15 protein-coding genes and 4 pseudogenes are annotated in these 19,386 nt (G+C 46.6%); 14 read left to right on the forward strand and 5 right to left on the reverse strand.

Annotated elements, in window-relative coordinates:
• Nucleotides 1–285: 285 nt before the first annotated feature.
• Entirely contained in the window at nt 286–1,602 is a 1,317-nt protein-coding gene (locus HV261_RS05835) for a tyrosine-type recombinase/integrase (protein WP_202037712.1), read from the forward strand.
• A 230-nt stretch (nt 1,603–1,832) separates the two neighbouring features.
• Here the strand turns inward: HV261_RS05835 and HV261_RS05840 are convergent, their stop codons facing one another.
• The 4 genes from HV261_RS05840 to HV261_RS05855 are packed head-to-tail and all read right to left on the reverse strand — an operon-like array spanning nt 1,833 to nt 6,756.
• Entirely contained in the window at nt 1,833–2,474 is a 642-nt protein-coding gene (locus HV261_RS05840; protein WP_049121188.1) for an OmpA/MotB family protein, read from the reverse strand.
• An 11-nt stretch (nt 2,475–2,485) separates the two neighbouring features.
• Entirely contained in the window at nt 2,486–4,438 is a 1,953-nt protein-coding gene (locus tag HV261_RS05845; RefSeq protein ID WP_063923221.1) for a hypothetical protein, read from the reverse strand.
• Nucleotides 4,435–5,706, reverse strand: a complete 1,272-nt coding sequence (locus HV261_RS05850; protein ID WP_049121186.1) for a hypothetical protein — start codon at nt 5,704–5,706, stop codon at nt 4,435–4,437. The genes HV261_RS05845 and HV261_RS05850 overlap by 4 nt, the downstream gene beginning before the upstream one ends.
• Before the next feature lie 18 nt (nt 5,707–5,724).
• Nucleotides 5,725–6,756, reverse strand: coding sequence for an ATP-binding protein (locus HV261_RS05855; protein WP_227675402.1), 1,032 nt, complete (start codon nt 6,754–6,756; stop codon nt 5,725–5,727).
• Between the two features lie 256 nt (nt 6,757–7,012).
• On the opposite strand from HV261_RS05855, the pseudogene HV261_RS05860 reads away from it, so the two are divergent.
• From HV261_RS05860 to HV261_RS05880, 5 genes and pseudogenes are all read left to right on the forward strand, one after another.
• A pseudogene (locus HV261_RS05860) lies at nt 7,013–7,261 on the forward strand (transposase); the annotation flags it as partial.
• A 64-nt stretch (nt 7,262–7,325) separates the two neighbouring features.
• Nucleotides 7,326–8,477: an IS30 family transposase gene (locus HV261_RS05865; protein WP_045261367.1), complete on the forward strand. Its 1,152-nt coding sequence runs from the start codon at nt 7,326–7,328 to the stop codon at nt 8,475–8,477.
• Between the two features lie 12 nt (nt 8,478–8,489).
• Nucleotides 8,490–9,382: pseudogene (locus HV261_RS05870) on the forward strand (IS3 family transposase); the annotation flags it as partial.
• Nucleotides 9,383–9,397: 15 nt separating this feature from the next.
• Nucleotides 9,398–9,550 (forward strand): annotated as a pseudogene (locus HV261_RS05875) (tyrosine-type recombinase/integrase); the annotation flags it as partial.
• Between the two features lie 4 nt (nt 9,551–9,554).
• Complete coding sequence (locus tag HV261_RS05880; protein ID WP_181498635.1) at nt 9,555–10,169, forward strand: Fic/DOC family protein; 615 nt, start codon at nt 9,555–9,557, stop codon at nt 10,167–10,169.
• Here the strand turns inward: HV261_RS05880 and HV261_RS05885 are convergent.
• On the reverse strand, nt 10,166–10,324 hold the full coding sequence (locus HV261_RS05885) for a hypothetical protein (protein ID WP_102016203.1): 159 nt from the start codon (nt 10,322–10,324) through the stop codon (nt 10,166–10,168). The genes HV261_RS05880 and HV261_RS05885 overlap by 4 nt on opposite strands.
• Nucleotides 10,325–10,557: 233 nt before the next feature.
• On the opposite strand from HV261_RS05885, the gene HV261_RS05890 reads away from it, so the two are divergent.
• The 8 genes and pseudogenes from HV261_RS05890 (at nt 10,558) to HV261_RS05925 (ending at nt 19,375) form a co-directional block, all read left to right on the forward strand.
• Entirely contained in the window at nt 10,558–11,691 is a 1,134-nt protein-coding gene (locus tag HV261_RS05890) for a hypothetical protein (RefSeq protein ID WP_326929128.1), read from the forward strand.
• A 106-nt stretch (nt 11,692–11,797) separates the two neighbouring features.
• On the forward strand, nt 11,798–12,034 hold the full coding sequence (locus HV261_RS05895; RefSeq protein WP_048218657.1) for a helix-turn-helix transcriptional regulator: 237 nt from the start codon (nt 11,798–11,800) through the stop codon (nt 12,032–12,034).
• 59 nt (nt 12,035–12,093) lie between these two features.
• On the forward strand, nt 12,094–13,608 hold the full coding sequence (locus HV261_RS05900) for a YfjI family protein (RefSeq protein ID WP_059444734.1): 1,515 nt from the start codon (nt 12,094–12,096) through the stop codon (nt 13,606–13,608).
• Between the two features lie 256 nt (nt 13,609–13,864).
• On the forward strand, nt 13,865–14,545 hold the full coding sequence (locus tag HV261_RS05905) for an inovirus Gp2 family protein (protein ID WP_048218655.1): 681 nt from the start codon (nt 13,865–13,867) through the stop codon (nt 14,543–14,545).
• 246 nt (nt 14,546–14,791) lie between these two features.
• Nucleotides 14,792–15,303: pseudogene (locus HV261_RS05910) on the forward strand (ATP-binding protein).
• Between the two features lie 279 nt (nt 15,304–15,582).
• Nucleotides 15,583–16,575: a helix-turn-helix transcriptional regulator gene (locus HV261_RS05915; protein ID WP_059444736.1), complete on the forward strand. Its 993-nt coding sequence runs from the start codon at nt 15,583–15,585 to the stop codon at nt 16,573–16,575.
• Complete coding sequence (locus HV261_RS05920; protein ID WP_059444737.1) at nt 16,565–17,779, forward strand: YaaW family protein; 1,215 nt, start codon at nt 16,565–16,567, stop codon at nt 17,777–17,779. Before HV261_RS05915 ends, HV261_RS05920 begins: the two co-directional genes overlap by 11 nt.
• A 9-nt stretch (nt 17,780–17,788) precedes the next feature.
• The gene (locus HV261_RS05925; RefSeq protein ID WP_048218651.1) at nt 17,789–19,375 is read left to right on the forward strand and encodes a membrane protein; all 1,587 of its coding nucleotides are present in this window, start codon (nt 17,789–17,791) and stop codon (nt 19,373–19,375) included.
• Nucleotides 19,376–19,386: the final 11 nt, after the last annotated feature.

Consider the following 19,386-nt stretch of genomic DNA (forward strand, 5'->3'; position numbering starts at 1 on the left):
TACTAAAAAGGACCTGCGATTTCTCGCAAGCCCTTGAAATTTGGTGGCCCCTGCTGGACTTGAACCAGCGACCAAGCGATTATGAGTCATAAAACTGACATGTTTTTAATTGTTCGTCATTGTCTCTGTTTGTATTTTTAATTGTCTATAATCAATCAGTTATGAAGTTATTTTTGTTTCTGATTGGTTCTCTCATTTCCCCATTGTACTATCCTTACCTGACCCATTACCTGACCCAAAATGGGCATTGGGTCAGGTAACGCTTATCCTCAGAAAGGTAACCTCATGGCCGCTAATCTTACCGAGACTGCTATACGTGGATTGAAGACAAAAAGTACGTCGTACTACGTGTGGAGCAACAGTGCTCAACGTGGTACTGGCAGGCTTGGCGTTAAGGTTCAGCCTTCAGGCAGCAAAGTTTTTTATTTCCGTTATTACGTTGAGAAAGGGAAAAAAGAGAAGTTCATCCAGTTGGGCATCTGGCCTGAGATGAAACTCGTAACAGCCAATGAGCTGGCGAAAAAGTATGGTGCCTGGCTTGTTGAAGGAAAAGAACCCCAGCAAGAGCTTGAGCAACAGCGCCTGGCCGAACAGCACATTATACAGATCCATCGTTCTCAGGGCTCATTTGAAGAGCTGGTGCATGGCTACGTTAACAAGATGAAGCTCGACAATAAGCGGACCTGGGCTGATGTTCTGAAGCGCCTTGAAAAAGAGTGCTACACGGTTATCCCTCGCGAAACTAAAGCGAAAGATGTAACACCTCTTCAGGTCAAAACCATCCTCTCAGGCATTATCCAGCGTGATGCGGTAGTCCATGCAAACCGCATTCGTTCCTACCTGATGGCGGCATTTAACTACGGCCTGAAAGCCGATAACGATCCGATGAATACCAGCGTGGGTATTACGTTTGGTCTTGAAGTAAATCCGGTATCGGCCATACCGAAGCAGTCCTCGGCGGAGAAAGTGGGTGATACATGGTTAATGCTGGAAGAACTGCGTTTTGTCATGGAGCAGTTCGCACAGGCCACTAATGTTGGGCCGCTGATGCAGCATCTTATCCGCTTCTGTGTCTATGCTGGTGGACAGCGCCCGTTTGAAATGATTGCCAGCCAGTGGAGTGCTATTGATTGGCAACAGAAGACGTTGCTGGTCATAGCCGATGTATCGAAAAACAAGCGTGAGCACCTGATCCCGCTGACTGAATCGGCACTACAGGAATTAGCCTCAGTTAAAGAGCTGACTAAGGAAAGTAACAGTCCCTATATTTTTCCGTTATCAACGAACGGTGAGCGCCCAGTGCGCACGGATAGTCTGGCGCGTTCCATCATGTATTTTCGGGCCTTTAATCCTGAGTTTAAATTTTTCACGGCGCGAGATTTACGCCGTACCTGTAAAACGCTGATGGGGGAGGCGGGGATCAGCAAAGAGATCCGTGACCGTATTCAAAATCACGCTTTGAACGACGTTAGCTCGAAACACTATGATCGTTATGATTACCTGCCTGAAAAGCGTAGGGCGCTTGAGATCTGGGAAGACCGGGTTAATAACTATCAGCGGCAGCATGAAAACAACGTTGTGAACCTGTTTGGGCGGAAGTAGCATTTATCTGGACAAGGCTACCAGGTAAGAACGTTGTGTGGCTGGTGTTCTCTGCGGCATCAAAAAATTGCGATGCCGCCGAGATACTGGCGGAGGGCTATACGAGACTTTCTTCTTTATTTCGGTGACCGCCTGAGCGGTCACGTCTAATAAATGGCAGTATATTGAAGGCGGCACAGGCTCTCGCCTTTAGCACGTAGACACTCCGATTAATATCACGCTAGGTAATACTACTTTTCTGGCAACACGAACCGAACTTCAATGCGACGCTGACGAGCATCTTCCGGTGCAACACCGGGAATAGGCTGCGAGTCACCATATCCGGCAACAATCACTCGGCGTGCAAAAGCCTGAGCAAGATCGCCAACTATAAATTTACGCGCCTCTCTTGCACGCGCTGCCGATAAGGTAAAATTATCGTCATAGACAGTGCAGAAACTTTCAAAGTTAGTCACCGGACGGGTAACTGGAAGATTATCCGTATACCCTTCAATATAAACTTGTCCGCTTCTAAATTCGGTAAGAAATCTGACGACCTGCGTTTCAATCGTCGCCAATGCCTGGCTTGCCTGAGATGCAATGCAGGCGCTGCCGCGATTGAAAACTCCATCACGCAACGTAATTTTTTGCGAGTTGACATCCAGCGCAACTAAGCCTTCATTTGCCGTTCCATCAAGTGTGGTTTTAATACTTCCCAACATTTCCCCTACCCGGGCTCGCTGGGCATTGACTCCCTGTTCCATTTCCTGCTTATGCTTAATATCTGACCATGTTTTCTGTAGTACAGACATCACCAGCAGTAACATAACTACAGCCATTACTCCCGACATCAGGTCGGAGATCGAGACCCACTCATTAGGTTTATCTTTCATGAGTGAGCACCTCAGACTGCATCATTAACGATGTTCATGGTCGATAACGTTTGGTCGATATGTTGTAATGTATTGGCAAGTGGCGTCAGGCTTTTTTCAATTTGCTGAACCAGGTGGTTCCGTTCTGGCGGTGACAGCATTTTACGAATCCCTCCCAGCTCTTCCAGAGAACGGATCAATCTGTCATCGAGCGAAGAAAGTGCAGCAGAGGCATCAGTATTACTCAGCATTTCATCACGTAATGATTCAATGCTGTGCACCAGTTTACCGACACCTGCAGTGACCCTGTCCATTCCCGGCTGAAGAGGGCTCTCTTTCTGCATGAGCTGGAGTTGATTCACCAGCGTTTCAATCGCATCTGCATTTCTTTCACCTGATGTCGTCATCTCCGCATAACGGTTGTTCAGGCTGGCTACTTGCCGATTGCTGCTGGATACCGCTGTTAGTCCGTTAACTATTTGCTCACGCAAATCATCAACCAGTTTTGTCATAGCGATCACTTTTTCATTTAAAGTTTCACTGGTGATCATAAATTCACGCTGCGCATCACGCTGAGTTTTCATCGATTGATCGATGGAAATTCGAACTTCACTCATTGTGGTGCCAACGTTTTGAGAAAGGTCGGTAACTGCACTGGAAATGCCATCTGTTGCATTTGCCATACTGGTGGATATCGATTCCATATTCTGGCTAAAACTTTCGCCCATTTGGGAGATAGTGGAACCAAGATCGGTTTTAACCGTACCTAACATATCGGTAATGCCTGTACGGAAATCACCGATAACCTGTTGCAAATCACCGGCGGAATCCCCCATTTCTTGTGCTGCCGATGACATTTTTTCGGCTGAATGTTGAATGGCAGACAGGTTACTACTGTTGGTATTAATGAAGTGCTGTAACGATTCTCGGGTCGTCGTTAACTCTGTTATCTGTTGTTGCCCTTGCACAGACTGATCTTTGGTACCCTTAACGATATTGTTTTGAATTTCATGCAAGAGGTCTTGCAGTTTTACCAATTGCTCATTTTGGTTAATACGCTGTTGTTCAGCGTTATCACCCTGACCGGCGATCCTCATATATATCGCGGCTACCTCGGCATGGTGTGAATGGTTAACTTGCCGGGAATTTTCGCTTTCCTCGTGAATACTGTTGCATACGTGCTGCAATCCATCGATATGTTGCTGCTGAGTACTACGGGATATATCTGTCAATTGTTCCAGATATGTTTCCTGTATTTTGCGTTGTTGTGCGGCAGCATGGCCCTGCTCAATCAGGGGCTGTAAAAACGACTCCATACCTGAAGAGAACTTGCTCAGCAACTGCCGTGTGGCTTCGCTTTCCACCTGCATTCTGTCGTTCAAACCCTGTAATGCTGCCAGATACTGTAACTGGGTCTCTTTATGTTCAGCGCGCTTTTGCTCTCGTGACTGGTCGAACACTTGCTTCATCTGCTGTGCGCACCAGCGTAAACGCTTCTCGTCATATCCTAACCCAGCAGCACAGGCTTTAAGGATCAGATACGCCATGATCCCCCATGTCGACGTTTTAAATTTCGTCCCCAGCCCTTCCATCATCCCCATCAGATTCGACATGGCGTTATCCATGCCTGCGGAGTTAGCATCAATCAAAATATCCGATGCTTTATTAAGGGCAATTCCCAGACCGAGGAAAGTGCCTAGCAACCCTAAAATTAACAAAATGCCCGGCATGATATCGGCCATTTTTTCTGCTGGACTGGCAACTGCTGCGCTGATTTCGTTGACTGAACCATGATCAACATCGAGATGGTCTGCCCCATTATTCAGTGCATCACCTTGCCATTTTCTGTCCCAAAAGCGCTGATTTGCCTGCCAGAGCAATAAACCAATCGTCAGTAAAACTAAAAAAAGCATTGTGCCGCCAAACAGCATCTGAATGACGTCGAATTCCGGCAATATAAAGGCAAAAAATTCATGAAACGTCATGCTGCCACCTCGACAAGCTTGCTTGCACGTGCGCGGCTGGCTTTTTCAAAGATATTGGCAAAATCGATAATTAAGCTTTGTTGCTCGGTATTAAGTTCTTCCCAACGCTTACCAAACTGAGCACACTCAATAATAATCATCCCAACCGTGCTGCTGTCTTCCATCAAATATTCTTGGTCAGCAAATTCTTCAGGCTCTTTTTCTAGCATTTGCAGAAATCCTTCTGCTGCAAAAACATAATTACGCATTTCATTGGTTCGTTTGCGTTTTGTTTCCATCTCAGCCTGTTGCACTGGTAAACGAGCTTCCAGGTCGTTGAGCATTGGTACTTCATCTTCCTGAAGATCACCAAGGCGCTGGCCAATCTGTAGACGTCGCAGAAGTACTTGTTCTTTCGACAGACCGTCATTCAGCGATTTCCATTCATTTTCCATATCCTGCAGGTTATACCCCCAGGCCATTATCATTTCTTCGAACACGAAGGGGATAAGTTTCTTGCCAAAACGCGCCATCACAACACGATCCAGGCGTTGCGTTGCCTCATCGCTCAACTGAGGGTTAGGTTTTAGCAATTCGTTGCCAGTTTCAATAAGAAACAGGTCGTCATCGGTTATCGTATCAATGTCCTGCGCACGCGTAAGATGCTGCTCAGTATCTTTCAGTAACTTCTGCGAAGCGCGTAACCGCAGATAATGTTCGAAATCGTTGATCTGAATGTTATCCAGGACGTCCTTAATACGCGTTGAGAGTTGGGCATATAAGGTAATCAGGCTCGCCAGATCAACAGCACTCGCTGCTTCCCCGCGCATCTGGTTACGCGCTTCGCGTAAAGCTTGCTCATGCTCACTGGCCTCATCCATTTCTTCAGGTGTAAGAAACAAATCTTTAAGTTGTTTGGCTTTATTAATTGCCCACTCAATGGCCTTGCCAATACGTTTCGCCAGATCACTCTTATCCCATTCGACCAACAGCCCCAACGCTTTATCCAGCGCTTTCAAAGCGCCACCCACCCACGGGAATTGTGGCAACATCTTTTCAGCTAATTTTGCTGCGTTTTGCACGATAGGGCGAATCACATTACTGATAAATGGCTTCACCTTTTCCCAGATGCTCTTTACACTTCCCACAAAGGTCTCAGCTTTCTCTGCCATCCAGGAAACGGTTTTAGCTGCGGTTTCTTTAATACCATTCCATACCCGGCTGGCAGTGCTTGCCAATCCACTTGCTACGCTGCTGCAAAAACTGCCGACACTTGACCAGAAACCCATAATCTTCTCCTGTTGTTTTTATTGGATACCTAATAATTTTTTTGCTGTGTTGACTTCACTGGCTGTACGTCCCGAATGATTGGCTATCGCTTGGTGGGAGGCCAAAACTTGTTCTATCGCACTCCGTAAATGAGCGATGTTAAGTTGTGCAGTCTCTCCGGTGCGTTCTGCTTCCAGCAGCACTTTAGGCAGTGCCAGACGCATACAGGTACGGATCTCTCGTCCTGCCAGTCCTTCGGATAGTTCGCTTGCGGCGGTGAGAAGAGTTTCTCTTTCTTCTGCGAGTGGAATTTCAGCAACCACGAATTTGTTCCAGAGATGGTAACGGGCTGTAAGATCAGGAAGCGTAAATTCAACGTGATAGCCAATACGGCTGCGGAACGCCTCATCATAGTTACGTGCGAAATTAGTCGCGAAAACTACAATGCCGTCAAAACGCTCCAGCTCGATCAGTAACGTAGAGCGCATCGCATTAACTTCATTATCAACGCCTTGTGTGACAGAGGAGAGTCGTTTCCCCAGTAACGTGTCGGCTTCATCGAAAAAGAGCAGCGCTCCGGTTTCCTTAGCCTGCGCAAAAGCAGCCTGGATATTTTTAGCCGTTTCTCCCATAAACTTGCTTTCCAGTTCTGCAATACCAAGAGCAATAAAGGGCATTCGTAACTGTCCAGCCAGTGCCTCGGCGCAAAGCGTTTTCCCGGTGCCGGGAGGGCCATAAAAATTTAGTATCGCCGTCGACCCCATAGGATCAACGACTGAAAAATTCCATTCCTGGTAGATCGTTGTATGAAAACGCAGACGAGCCATGCATTCATCAAGAGAGGAGCGGGTGGTCTGGGATAAGATGACATCTTTATCGAGAGTAAATCTCGGGTCTGTCGGTATATTTTTTTTTCCATTTTCGTCGTCATCTTGTGGAGATAACGGCTGTCTAAACGGTGCTGAATTGTTACTGTGCGCTGACATAAGATCTTCATTCATAGAGAGATGTTTAAGTTCCGTTAAACCAGGGCTGTCTTGTCCCTGAAAAATTATCATATTGATAATCATGTGAAATATAACTTTAGGTGTTATCGGCCTGTGGCTTGGTCACTTGAGTAAAAAAATTTCGGAAAGTGTACTACCGCAGTCAGTGCACAGTCAGCGCTGCTTGTTGCGTTCTGCTGCTAACGAGTAGTTGGCTGTGAAAGTCATCCTTCAGTGGCGTTATTTTTTGAACATATGAGTGCATGAAATCGTCAACTGAATCGCCACAGGTTTAACAGACACCTCAGAGTCATTTAAGATGACTTAAAGAGAGGTGCCCATGAGCGGTAAGCGTTATCCCGAAGAGTTTAAAATTGAAGCGGTAAAACAGGTTGTTGATCGCGGCCATTCTGTTTCCAGCGTGGCAACACGTCTCGGTATCACCACCCATAGTCTTTATGCCTGGATAAAGGCATATGGCCCGGATTCCTCAACCAATAGAGTCCAGTCAGACGCTCAGGCCGAGATCCGACGCCTCCAGAAAGAGCTGAAGCGGGTTACCGACGAACGGGACATATTAAAAAAAGCCGCTGTAGATTCAATTGGTCAACGCAACAACCATGTGAAAACATGTGGTTGCGGAGGATCGTTTGATGAAACGTACATTTACAGCAAAAGAAAAATCGCTCGTTTTCGACTTGTGGAAGAGTGGGACAGGATTTAGTGAAATAGCTAAGATTCTGGATTCAAAACCCGGAACTATTTTCACCATGTTGAGGGACACCGGCGGCATAAAACCCAATGAGCGTAAGCGGGCCGTCGCACACCTGACCTTGTCTGAACGTGAGGAAATACGCGCTGGCCTGTCAGCCAAAATGAGTATTCGGGCGATTGCTACTGCATTAAGACGCTCTCCTTCGACGATCTCGCGAGAAGTCCAGCGTAATCGTGGCAGGCGCTATTACAAAGCTGTTGATGCTAATAATCGCGCCAACAGGATGGCTAAACGTCCCAAACCGTGTTTGCTGGATCAGAATGAGCCGCTGAGGGACCTTGTTCTGGAAAAGCTGGAATTAAAGTGGTCTCCGGAGCAAATTTCGGGATGGTTAAAACGAACGAAGCCGCGTCAGAAAACGATGCGAATATCAGCTGAGACAATTTATAAGACGCTGTACTTTCGTTGTCGTGAAGCTCTGCACCACCTGAATATTCAGCATCTGCGGCGTTCGCACAGCCTGAGGCATGGGCGACGCCACACCCGCAAAGGGGAAAGAGGAACAATCAATATCGTGAATGGCACGCCAATCCATGAGCGCGCGCGGCATATTGATAACAGGCGCTCTGTTGGACACTGGGAGGGGGATTTAGTCTCGGGCACAAAAAACTCGCATATTGCCACTCTGGTAGATCGTAAATCGCGCTATACGCTTATTCTCAGGTTAAAGGGGAAAGATGCTGTTTCAGTGAATCAGGCTCTTACTGAAAAATTCCTGAGCTTACCGCCCGAACTCAGGCAATCATTGACGTGGGACAGAGGAATGGAGCTGGCCAGGCATCTGGAATTTAGCAGCAGCACGGGAGTGAAAGTTTATTTTTGCGATCCTCAAAGTCCCTGGCAACGAGGCACCAACGAAAATACGAATGGACTAATACGACAGTTCTTCCCCAAAAAAACATGCCTTGCTCAATACACACAGCAGGAGCTGGATCAGGTTGCAGCGCAACTAAACACCAGGCCGAGAAAGACACTGAAGTTCAAAACACCGAAAGAGATAATTGAAAAGGGTGTTGCGTTGACAGGTTGAATCTACAGCGGCGTACTTCGCAAAGCTGTCCGACTGAGGTACGCCTTTATCCGTGACAACACCCATTGCTGGCCTGTCCGACTGCTTTGTCGGGTGCTGGATGTGCATCCGAGTGGTTTTTACGCCTGGCTTCAGCAGCCGGATTCACGGCGGCATCATGCTGACCTGAGGCTGACGGGGCTGATAAAGCAGTTCTGGCTCGAGTCGGGTTGCGTTTATGGTTATCGCAAGATCCACCTCGACCTGCGGGATACCGGACAACAGTGCGGAGTTAACCGTGTCTGGCGACTGATGAAGCGTGCCGGGATAAGGGCTCAGGTCGGGTACCGTAGCCCACGGGCACGTAAGGGTGAAACCAGCATCGTACGCCCAACAGGCTCCAGCGGCAGTTCAACCCGGAAGCACCGGATGAGCGTTGGGTAACGGACATCACCTACATCCGGACTCACGAAGGCTGGCTGTATCTGGCTGTGGTTGTTGACCTGTTCTCGCGCAAAGTTATTGGCTGGTCAATGCAGCCCCGGATGACAAAGGATATTGTCCTGAATGCACTTCAGATGGCCGTGTGGCGACGTAATCCTCAAAAGCAGATGCTGGTTCATTCTGATCAAGGCAGTCAGTACACAAGCTATGAGTAGCAGTCGTTCCTGAAATCACACGGGCTGGAGGGCAGTATGAGCCGTCGCGGTAACTGTCATGACAACGCAGTCGCAGAAAGTTTTTTCCAGCTACTGAAACGTGAACGGATAAAGAAAAAGATCTACGGAACGCGAGAAGAAGCTCGCGGTGATATTTTTGATTACATCGAAATGTTTTATAACAGTAAGCGTCGGCATGGTTCGAGTGATCATATGCCACCAACTGAATACGAAAACCAATATTATCAGCGGCTCGGAAGTGTCTAGATTATCTGTGGCGATTCACACGCTTTAAATGACGTCAGCTCGAAACACTATGACCACTATGATTATCTGACTGAAAAGCGCAGGGCGCTTGAGATCTGGGAAGATCGGGTTAATAACTATCAACGGCAGCAGGAAAACAACGTTGTTAACTTGTTTGGGCGGAGGTAAAAGCTTGTCAAAATATGAGCTTAATTCAGCGGAAGAACGGTATCAGCCGGGCTCTGGGGACTTGGTGCTGGCTAATAAGCTGGGAATCATTGATGAACAGGAAATGGATACGCTGGAGTCTGGCTTGCTGCTGATGCTGTATGAGCATCTATTTATTGAGAGCCAGCCGCCTGAGGCGCTGGTTTTTGAGCACATCAGCAGGTGGCATCGCCAATGGCTGGGGAATGTGTACGACTGGGCGGGGAGGCTGCGTAATGCCAACCTAACTAAGGATGGCTTTCAGTTTGCGGCTGCCGACAGGATTCCGCTGCTGCTTGATGGCTTCGAGAAGCAGTTTCTTTCTCGGTCTGGTGAACTCAAATCCCTGGCTCGTCTGGAGCTGGTAAGTTATCTGGCTGAATGCCATGTGGAGTTTATTTTGATCCACCCCTTCAGAGAAGGTAACGGGCGTCTGTCGCGGCTACTTTGTGATGTGCTGTCGGTTCTGGCAGGGAAGGGCTTACTTGATTACAGCCTGTGGGATGTGCACAAGGCGTTTTACTTTAAGGCAATACAGGCAGGTGTATCAGGGAACTACAGCCCTATGAAGCAACTAGTGAGCGACATCTTGCCAGATTAACGGGCGAGGCCAACGGCTTTCGCCTGTGCCTGATTTTGTTTGAGTTGCTGCTCAATTTTTTGCACAGAAACACCGGTTTCTATTGCGGTTGAGCTGGCAACAGAACGATAGATTTGAGTTTTAGTGATCTGGCTGTGTACTGTTTTTTTTGTCATTTTGAAGCCCTCGTTTTGCTGCACTGATTCTAGTTCGGAAGGGAACTGCCCGCAAGGCTGTTATCAGTTAGGAGAAAGTTGTGAATACCGGCACTACTCGTAGAGTAGTACCGTGCTTCTCTTAGCTTGAAATGATGAAAATTCTGTCCTTTCGTTAAATATTTTTTAAATTTATCGCTCCATTTTGATACAATGCCTTGTAAAATATAAGGTTAATGTATTGGTGGTGATAAATGCAAAACAATTCCAATTCCAATTCCAATTCCAATTCCAATTCCAATTCCAATTCCAATTCCAATTCCAATTCCAATTCCAATTCCAATTCCAATTTTTTCGATGCTACTGATCTTTTTAAAATTCCTGAGCAGCTGAATATCCCTGATGGTTTATGTAGTGCTGGTGACTTCTCTAAAAAATTTCATGTGAGACTAGAGGATATCATTTCCACATGGCTGGACAATAAAATTAACTTGTATGTTAATCTTCGTTCAGAATACTGTCGAATCAATCGTTATGCTAATAAAGAAGAACACCGCTACGATACTTTTGACATCAGTGTTGGTAGAGACTTCTATCAACATGAAAAAAGCCCACAGGCTGCCACAAGGAGTTTCATACCTTGCGCTCAATCTGAAATAAAAGAGGATACAAATTTCAATAGGAGTAGTTTTTATAAATATGTTTACAATGGATATGCTAGTGGCTTTTGGCGACTGCAGCCTACCAACACCACTCACTTGGTAAAAGATAATTACAATCTTAAAAATGCTAATGAATTGTGGGATGAAATTCCAGAAGAGGTTAAAGTTTTTGGTCGGGATGATAAGGATTATTTAATTTTTGATAAAAATATCTTTGTCTCTCATGAATGCTTGTATATTGATAACTTTGGGTGCCAAGAATTATCCCGATTTTTTACAATTAAAGAAAATGAAATTCATGAAGTGGAAGGTTATTATATACAAAGCTTTATTGTTTTAATGTTGCTTAAAATAAGTTTTTCAGAAAAAGATGGTAAAATTAATCGTTTAAACGCAGCTGATATATTGAATGTGGTGAGGAATGACTGTCATATATCCTTAAAGGATGTTAGCGATAAAAGTATATCTAGATGGGTTAACGACTCTTTAATAGAAGAGGGACAGTTATCTTTAGCTGTTGAGGATGGTCGCCTTTCTACAGTAAAGGATAATGTTATATATTTGCTTATTAAATACGGTCATGCAAATCGTACATCAAAAGAATTGGCTAATTTATTGAGCAAGGAGGGGGACGGCTATCAATTACAGCAGAGCATTACATCGTCGCAATTAGTGAACTATATTGATGCTCTTGTTCTCAAGTATGCATCACTTCATTTTAAATAAATATCTCAATAAGGTTCTCAATAGACATTAGCTTAATGGGGACCCATCTTCTTTAAATTTTGATTTGAATCGTACAAACTGCCTCTGTCGAAACGAAGGAGGCAGTATGAGTACAACATCTAACATTCCAACCCCTGAACAACGGCAGCAAATTCTGCATGTCTACGGTGAGAAAGGTGACCGTCTGGTCCGGGAAAAAGAGCGCCAGTATATCACTTCGATTTCTCGCTCGACAGCCTGGAAGCTCGAAAAGGCTGGCAAGTTTCCCCAACGTAAATCACTTGGGGCGAAGTCGTGTGGCTGGTTGCTTAGTGATCTTTTGTACTGGATAAATGAAAGATAGTCATCAAAAATTTATTAGAACAACATTAATTATTTCTAAAAGTGAGGCACGATGAATGTATGTCTAAGATAAATAGATCTAAACAAGATCAAGAGCTCTGTCTTGAATTTCAGATACTACCTACTTTTGTGCAACGGTTAATAAGCTACATACATTACAAAACAGGAGCTCGCGCTGAACTTATTTTAATCGTATTACTTGGGGTAATGGCATTTTCCTGCCAGGATAAATTTGATGTTCAGATTAAAAACGGGAGAACATTTACATCACTTTATCTCCTTTTATTAGCACGTTCAGGTAGCAGGAAATCAACAGTATTCAAAGCACTGATGGAAACAATCCATCAAATGGAAAAGGAACTGAAGAATATCTTTCTGGAAAAGGAAAAACTTTATGAACTGAAAAAATTATCTTGGGATACGGAATTAAAAGAACTTAAAAAGCAATTTAGCAAAGCTGTTCGCCAGAAGGTTAATGTAGCTGAAACACGCGAAGCACTGGAGGAATGTCAGAAAAGTGGACCGGTAGCACCCGTAAGAAAGTATCTGACTAAAAATGATTCGACAAGCGAGGGACTTAAAAAGACATTAGCTCTGGGATCTCCGTCATTAATGCTCGGTTCTGATGAAGCAGGAGGGGTGTTTGACAGTAGCCTTTTTCGAGATATATCAGTTCTAAACTCTCTTTGGGGAGAAGGGCGAATCTCAGACAGCAGAGCATCTCGCGACAGCTATGATGTTGATGATGTCCGGCTGACCATATTGCTTTTACTGCAACCTACATTATTTAACGACTTTATAAACAAGCAAGGAAAAAAGTTAAGAAATTCAGGATTCTTAGCCCGTTTATTATTAATCGATCTTGAGCAAATACCTGAACTGTGCGATATCCCTGATGCCTGTTCATGGTCTGATGAGCCAGGGCTTGATGGTTTTTTATCTATTCTCGTTAAGCATTTACAAGACGGGATAGAGCGTAGAGAAAAAAATGAAGAACGTATCTGTATTACTTTATCTGAAGAGGCGAAAGCGTTATGGGATACACACAACAAACGAATCAGAGAACTCATGCAACCAGGAGAGGAGTTGCATCACTATGATGATGTTGGTTCCAGAATTATGGAGCAAGTTACGAGAATTGCAGCAGTAATACAAATGTTTATTACACCCGAATCATCAATAATTACTAAGGATACTTTTCTATCAGCAGTTAAAATAAGCGAATGGTGTACTACTCATTTAATTTTAAAAGTAGACGCTAACAGAAAACCTAGCGAGAAAGAAAAATTGTTATTTTGGCTTGAGGAACATGTTATCACTAATAAGTCTTTCGACTTCAGGAGGCATAGCATTCGTAGAGATGGCCCAAATTCTCTTAGGAACATAGAGCGCCTGATACCCGTTTTAAAGGAACTTGAAAAAGATGGTAAGGTACAGTTATTTAAAGAGGATGGAATTGACTATGTTAAATTTACTGGTTCAGAAGCGAAATCTAGTGATTTGGCTAAAGCATTAAACATACCGTTAATTTCATCCGGATCTATTGGCTTTAATAAGTTGCCAAAGAATAAATAACTTCAGAGTAGCTAAAGTCTTTCTGGAAATTTTTTTTGTTCTAATGTTCAATAACCATGCGGCATCAACTTAAATTACTAGGGAGATCAATTCATGATTTTAAGGTGGTATATGTAATATACCTTAATTAAGGTGCCATACCTAATCAGTACTTATCAATAGTAACGCCCCTACAGAAATTATATCCAACATCACGTGGGTAGCGTGAGGGCTACCCATTATCCAAAGATTATTATTTACATACTTAAGGATTATTATGGAATCACAATATTCACTTACCAATGAAGAAATCCATGACTTGGTAGAAATAGCCTCCAGAAAGTATAGATCACCCATTGACCTAAATATTCTCAACCCACTGCTTAACATGGTCTACGGCACACTGATGAAGAATAACCGAATACTAGGTATTCGTACTGACTCGAGATTCGCTCAGTCCCATGTACCAGGAGAGCCTGATCTACCAATATGCTTCCAGCGGGATGATGAGCAGGCAATCACTCGCTTCTACGAGTCACTGAAAAGCCAGTTACGAGCAGATCATAACCGGTCCAGAAGACCGGGAGATCCGACATTACCATCTTATGGATGGTGCAGGGAACGCGATACAAGCGTACACCCACATTATCACCTTGTGTTGTTGTTCAATGCAGACGTCTATGGGTACCTGGGGAATTACCAGGACCCCGATGCTGACAATATGGCTACCCGAATACAGAAAGCCTGGTGCAGTGCTTTAGGGCTTGATTACCCAGATTACGCAGCATTAACTGAATTTCCACCAAATACTGTTTACAGGTTTAGCAGATTTGATGCACTGGATCGTAACCCAGTCTACTGGAATTTCCTGGTTCGACTGGCGTATTTGGCCAAAACCAGAACTAAGGATGTCCACAGCGGTTACCGCAACTTTGGCACAAGCCAATACTCAGGCTAATTATTCGTAAGGCATAGTGCTCAACCCAATAACCGTTGCGCCGGGAAAGATGTGATCTTACTCGCATAAAAAACACTCTCCCTAGCGAAGAAATTTTAAATCGTGAATCCAAACCCTGCTACAACCCGCTACATGTAGCAGCTGTAGCAGCCTTTCAGAAAACAAGACGTAAGCGATACGGCTTATAACAACCGGCTTGAACGTTCAAATATCAGCTATCAGCGTAAACAGGCAATGTACATGAGGATGGCAGCGCTCCCGGCGGTGAGGGCGTCCGAGGAGTACTACTTCGCCTTCGCCACCGGTGCCCCTCAAAAGCAAATCCAGTCGTTGCGATCCCTGAGCTTCATCGAGTGTAACGAAAACATCATGTTGCTGGGGCAATCAGGCGTGGGGAAAACGCATCTGGCGATAGCCATGGGCTACGAAGCAGTACGGGCGGGCATCAAGGTTCATTTCACAACAGCAGCGGACCTGCTGCTACAGCTGTCGACTTGACAGCGCCAGGGTCCCTACAAAATTACACTCAATCGCGGTGTCATGGCCCCAAAGCTGTTTATCATCGATGAAATAGGCTATTTTCCGTTCAGCCAGGAGGACGTCAAGATGTTCTTCTAGATATCGCCAAATGTTATGAGAAGAGCGCGATGATCCTGACATCCAACCTGCCGTTCGGGCAGTGGGGCCAGACGTTCGCATGTGACTCAGCTCTGCCCATTTCAAAAAGTAATCCTCCGGCTGAGAATTACCCTGAATAGCTTAAAGCAGAACAGGTTATAATATTTTCCCTCATAGGCTATCGCCCAAAGTTACTGGAAAGGATAAGTAAGGGATGCAATTCATCACTAATGGCCAATAACCGTGCCGTGTCTTTCCACTGATTTTTTTATTATTGCGACATAGTCTGTCGCATGCATCTAGCATACTCAGGTCGTTATCTGGTGGAGAATAAACCGGTTAAGTATTGACGGCTATTGCCGATAAATCTGATATATATAAGTGTGTTACACATTCAGCGTGCTGCTACAGGAACCGTAATGGCAAAGCGAACAAATAGCGTCGATACCACGTTTTTTTCTCTTGAGCTGTTGCGTCGTATTCCGCGCAGTCAGCGCATTACCGCCCAAGAGTTGCATCAGCAACTTACAGATGCGGGAATTGAGCGCAATGTGCGTACCATTCAGCGCCAGCTTGAACGCCTTAGCCAGCACTTCGATCTAGAGTGTGATGATCGCTGCCGCCCCTATGGCTGGCGATGGCGGGCAGGTTCGCGAGGCCTGAGCATGGCGCAGCTATCGCCAGCAGAATCGCTGCTGATGCAAATGGCGCAGGCGCATTTAAAGCATCTGCTACCCGCGCATCTGATGGCTTCATTTTCGCCGTTTTTTAGCCAAGCGGGACACACTCTTAGCCACAGCGAACAGGCGCAGCGAGAGCGGGAATGGTCGCAGAAGGTGCGGGTGGTCGCTGCCAGCCAGTCGCTCCTACCACCAGTGATTCAGGAAGGCGTGTTTGACGCGGTCAGTGAAGCGCTTTATCACAACCGTTGGCTGAATATTGATTACAGCAATGCTCACGGTACTCGCCGTCAGGCGGAGGTGATGCCCCTCGGGCTAGCGCAACAGGGCTCGCGGCTGTATCTGGTTTGCCGCTTTAAAGGCTACGATAACGAACGCAGTCTGGCCCTGAACCGCATTACCTCGGCGGTCTGCAGTACCTTTCACTTTGCACGCCCCGCAGATTTTAACCTCAAACGTTACGACGATGATGGACGCTTCGGATTCGGCGAGGGGAGAAGTATCCGCATTCATTTCACCCTCGAAACTGCGCGAGCGCGATTGTTGCTGGAGTCGCCACTGTCAGCGGATCAACAGGTCAGCGAGCTTGAAGACGGGCGGCTGCATTTTAGCGCCACGGTCATCGACAGCCCGATGCTTGATGGCTTTCTTGCCACCTTTGGCAACACCATTAGCAACATTAAACGCGAATCAAACAATGTCAGTACAGAACAGGAAAACAATGATGAGTAATGGTGATCGTCAACTGCTGCCAGTATTACGCGATGCATCGGATAGCGAATTGGCCCCGCTGGTGGAATACATTACGAAGGCGTTCAGCAACGGTATTGAGAGTAAAGCACGTTATAAATCCCATTATCCCGCACACAGTCAGTATGCCGATCTGATTGCCCATGAGCTGTGCGAGTTTGGTGGCAATACCGTCGTCAATCTGTTTCGCGGCGGCGGCCCGGAGTGGAAAACCGTGGTGATCGATGTGGCGGACAAGTTTGACGCGACCTACGAGACGGACTGGAGCGTTGATCGTATCGAACTAGCTGTGCTGGCGGCAATTACTCGCAAGGCTTGGTCGGATATGGACCAAGCTCAACGCAAAAATCTGCTTGAAAAAATGGATCTTACTCAGGGTAGTACGATGCTTTTCCCAGAAGCAAAATTAATGACGCAGTTGCAGTCTAGCCGCTTCTCAAGTTTGCTCTTGGCATCGTTAATTGCCAACGTCTTTGCCAGCCAACTGCTCGGACGGACGGTGGTGATGTCCGCAGCCTCGTTTGTGGCTGCGCGAGGGGCTGCTTCTTTCCTGGGGCCGATTGGCTGGGTGATTACTGGGCTTTGGACCGCCCTAGATCTGGCGGGACCAGCGTTTCGCGTTACGCTCCCTGCAGTCGTTCAGGTAGCACTACTTCGCCAACGGATTCATGCTACGCCGGAAGCCGATAAAGTTTGGTGGGAGTATCATCGCTGGCAGGATGAGAAAGATGCTGACAGCTGGGTGGCGAACATGTTTCGTATGGTAGGACTTTCTACTGCAGCCAGTGTAAGGCGTGAGCGCAATATGGCGTTTGAGCAGGGAGTAGTGGCCGGGCAACAGCAGACGACGGAAGAGTATGCAGATAAGGTCCTCAAACAAATGGATGAAGTTCAGCGTTTTGAAAAACGTTGTGAGGCAATGCTGGCTGTTGCCTTTGCTTGTGCTAAAGAGGAAGGTATCGCGTCGTCTGACGTGCGTAGCGATATCGAAACCTGCTGCTTGGGGATGATGAGCGGGCATCTTTCCTCGATATTACAAGCCACAATTAATCGTCTTATTGCCAATCCGCCTGATATCCACACTGCGCTTGAACAGGCGTTCGAGTTAGGTATTCAGGAAACTGAGGCTGCTGAGCTAATGGCGGTGCTTCGTGAGGCATTTAGCCAGCGTGCAGGTGTGTTTTAAGGGGAGATTATGGACAGAAAAACACTTTTATTGCGTCTGAACCAGCAGCGTCAACGACAGACAAGAGAGCTCATACCATCACCAACAAAAGAGGTCGTTACAGTATCCGATGTCAGTGTTTGGCAGGCACATCAGCAAGTTCGGCAGTATCAACAGAAGTGGCGCACGGAACAAACAACATTGATGCTGGCTGAGTGCCGACAGCGTCTTCTGCATAGCATTATTGGTCCGTTTGGGCTGGGGAGTATTGTCTCTGCATGGGACAAGGTGGGGGGGAATGTCGATACCATTCATAATGTTCGCTCCGGGGTGTATGCCACGGAAGAGGAGCAAGTGCGTTATGAAAGCCGCGGTAAGTACAACAGTGATCCATACCATAAGCACGACAACTACAAGAAGACCAACGCCGAAAACAGTAAAAAACAGGATGCAGGCGAAGCAGTGGATGCCTATACCGGACAGGCACTGAGCAGGAATACCGATGCGGAGCAGGATCACCTTATTTCTGCCGCCTCAATCCATAACGACCCTGCGGTTTGGCTGGCGGAAGCAAATGGAGCTGATCTGGCGAACCACAAAACCAATCTGCATCAGACGCACCACTCGATCAATGAATCGAAGTTGCAAAAGAGTGCAGAGGAGTACATCGCCTGGTTGAACAAAAACCGCGCCGATCGCGATTCCAAAATTGCCCGGTTGGAAGAGAAAGCCAAAAATGAGCCTCTGAGCAAAAAAGATCAGAACGCACTGGAGAAGTACAAACAGCAGAACGCCGTCGATCAGGAAAAATTGCGCGAGCTGGATGAAGTGGCGCGCAAGCAGTATGAAAGCAGTCTTCGTTGGGGCTACTACGGTAGTGCGAAATTCGGTGCATATTTACTGAAAACCAGTGCTGTCGAAGCGGGGAAAATGGGCCTACAGCAGGCGATTGGCTTGGTGTTGACGGATTTTGTTGACGGCCTGTTGTTGGAAGTTCACGACAGCTGGCATAACGGGTTTTGTGATGGGGTGGACCAGGAGTATGTTTGGGATGCGTTAAAAATCCGTGCTGGGCGGGTGGCAAAGAGCTGTCTCGATAACTGGCGCAACGTGCTAACGGCGTTCCGTTACGGGGCCATAAGCGGGATCATTAGTAACTTGATGACAACGCTGATAAATACTTTCTTCACCACCGCACGCAGCCTAGTGCGAATGATCCGTGAAGGGGTTTTTTCGCTGTTCCGCGCAGCCAAAACCGTACTGATGCGACCAGAGGGTACAAGCCGTGCTGAAGCACTAGATGCAGGGCTGAAGATTGCCGTCAGCGGCGCATTCGTCATTGGTGGCGTACTGCTTGAAGAGTACCTCAGCAAAACTCTCGGTGCGCTGCTTACCGTTCTGCCCGGTGGGCTAATCACTACTCTAGTGGCTGTGTTGACGGGGTGCGTCACCGGCCTTGGTACCGTATTAACGGTCTATATGCTCGATCGATTAGATCTGTTTGGTGCGCAGCACCAGCAGGAAGACAATGCAGTACTAACGATGTTACAGGACGGCAGGGCGCAGGCCGATGCGCGTCTGCAGGCTCTGTTGGGATCGGACCCGAAACCTGTCTAAATACATCAAAG

Origin of the sequence: Citrobacter sp. RHBSTW-00671 (assembly GCF_014103415.1) — a bacterium.
Lineage (GTDB): Bacteria > Pseudomonadota > Gammaproteobacteria > Enterobacterales > Enterobacteriaceae > Citrobacter.

Bases quoted from the DNA above. Each gene is read 5' to 3' on its own strand.
- HV261_RS05840 (WP_049121188.1), bottom strand. From the start codon at position 2,474: ATGAAAGATAAACCTAATGAGTGGGTCTCGATCTCCGACCTGATGTCG.
- HV261_RS05855 (WP_227675402.1), bottom strand. From the start codon at position 6,756: ATGATTATCAATATGATAATTTTTCAGGGACAAGACAGCCCTGGTTTA.
- HV261_RS05850 (WP_049121186.1), bottom strand. From the start codon at position 5,706: ATGGGTTTCTGGTCAAGTGTCGGCAGTTTTTGCAGCAGCGTAGCAAGT.
- HV261_RS05895 (WP_048218657.1), top strand. From the start codon at position 11,798: ATGAGTACAACATCTAACATTCCAACCCCTGAACAACGGCAGCAAATT.
- HV261_RS05865 (WP_045261367.1), top strand. From the start codon at position 7,326: ATGAAACGTACATTTACAGCAAAAGAAAAATCGCTCGTTTTCGACTTG.
- HV261_RS05900 (WP_059444734.1), top strand. From the start codon at position 12,094: ATGTCTAAGATAAATAGATCTAAACAAGATCAAGAGCTCTGTCTTGAA.
- HV261_RS05835 (WP_202037712.1), top strand. From the start codon at position 286: ATGGCCGCTAATCTTACCGAGACTGCTATACGTGGATTGAAGACAAAA.
- HV261_RS05915 (WP_059444736.1), top strand. From the start codon at position 15,583: ATGGCAAAGCGAACAAATAGCGTCGATACCACGTTTTTTTCTCTTGAG.
- HV261_RS05890 (WP_326929128.1), top strand. From the start codon at position 10,558: ATGCAAAACAATTCCAATTCCAATTCCAATTCCAATTCCAATTCCAAT.
- HV261_RS05845 (WP_063923221.1), bottom strand. From the start codon at position 4,438: ATGACGTTTCATGAATTTTTTGCCTTTATATTGCCGGAATTCGACGTC.
- HV261_RS05920 (WP_059444737.1), top strand. From the start codon at position 16,565: ATGATGAGTAATGGTGATCGTCAACTGCTGCCAGTATTACGCGATGCA.
- HV261_RS05905 (WP_048218655.1), top strand. From the start codon at position 13,865: ATGGAATCACAATATTCACTTACCAATGAAGAAATCCATGACTTGGTA.
- HV261_RS05885 (WP_102016203.1), bottom strand. From the start codon at position 10,324: ATGACAAAAAAAACAGTACACAGCCAGATCACTAAAACTCAAATCTAT.
- HV261_RS05925 (WP_048218651.1), top strand. From the start codon at position 17,789: ATGGACAGAAAAACACTTTTATTGCGTCTGAACCAGCAGCGTCAACGA.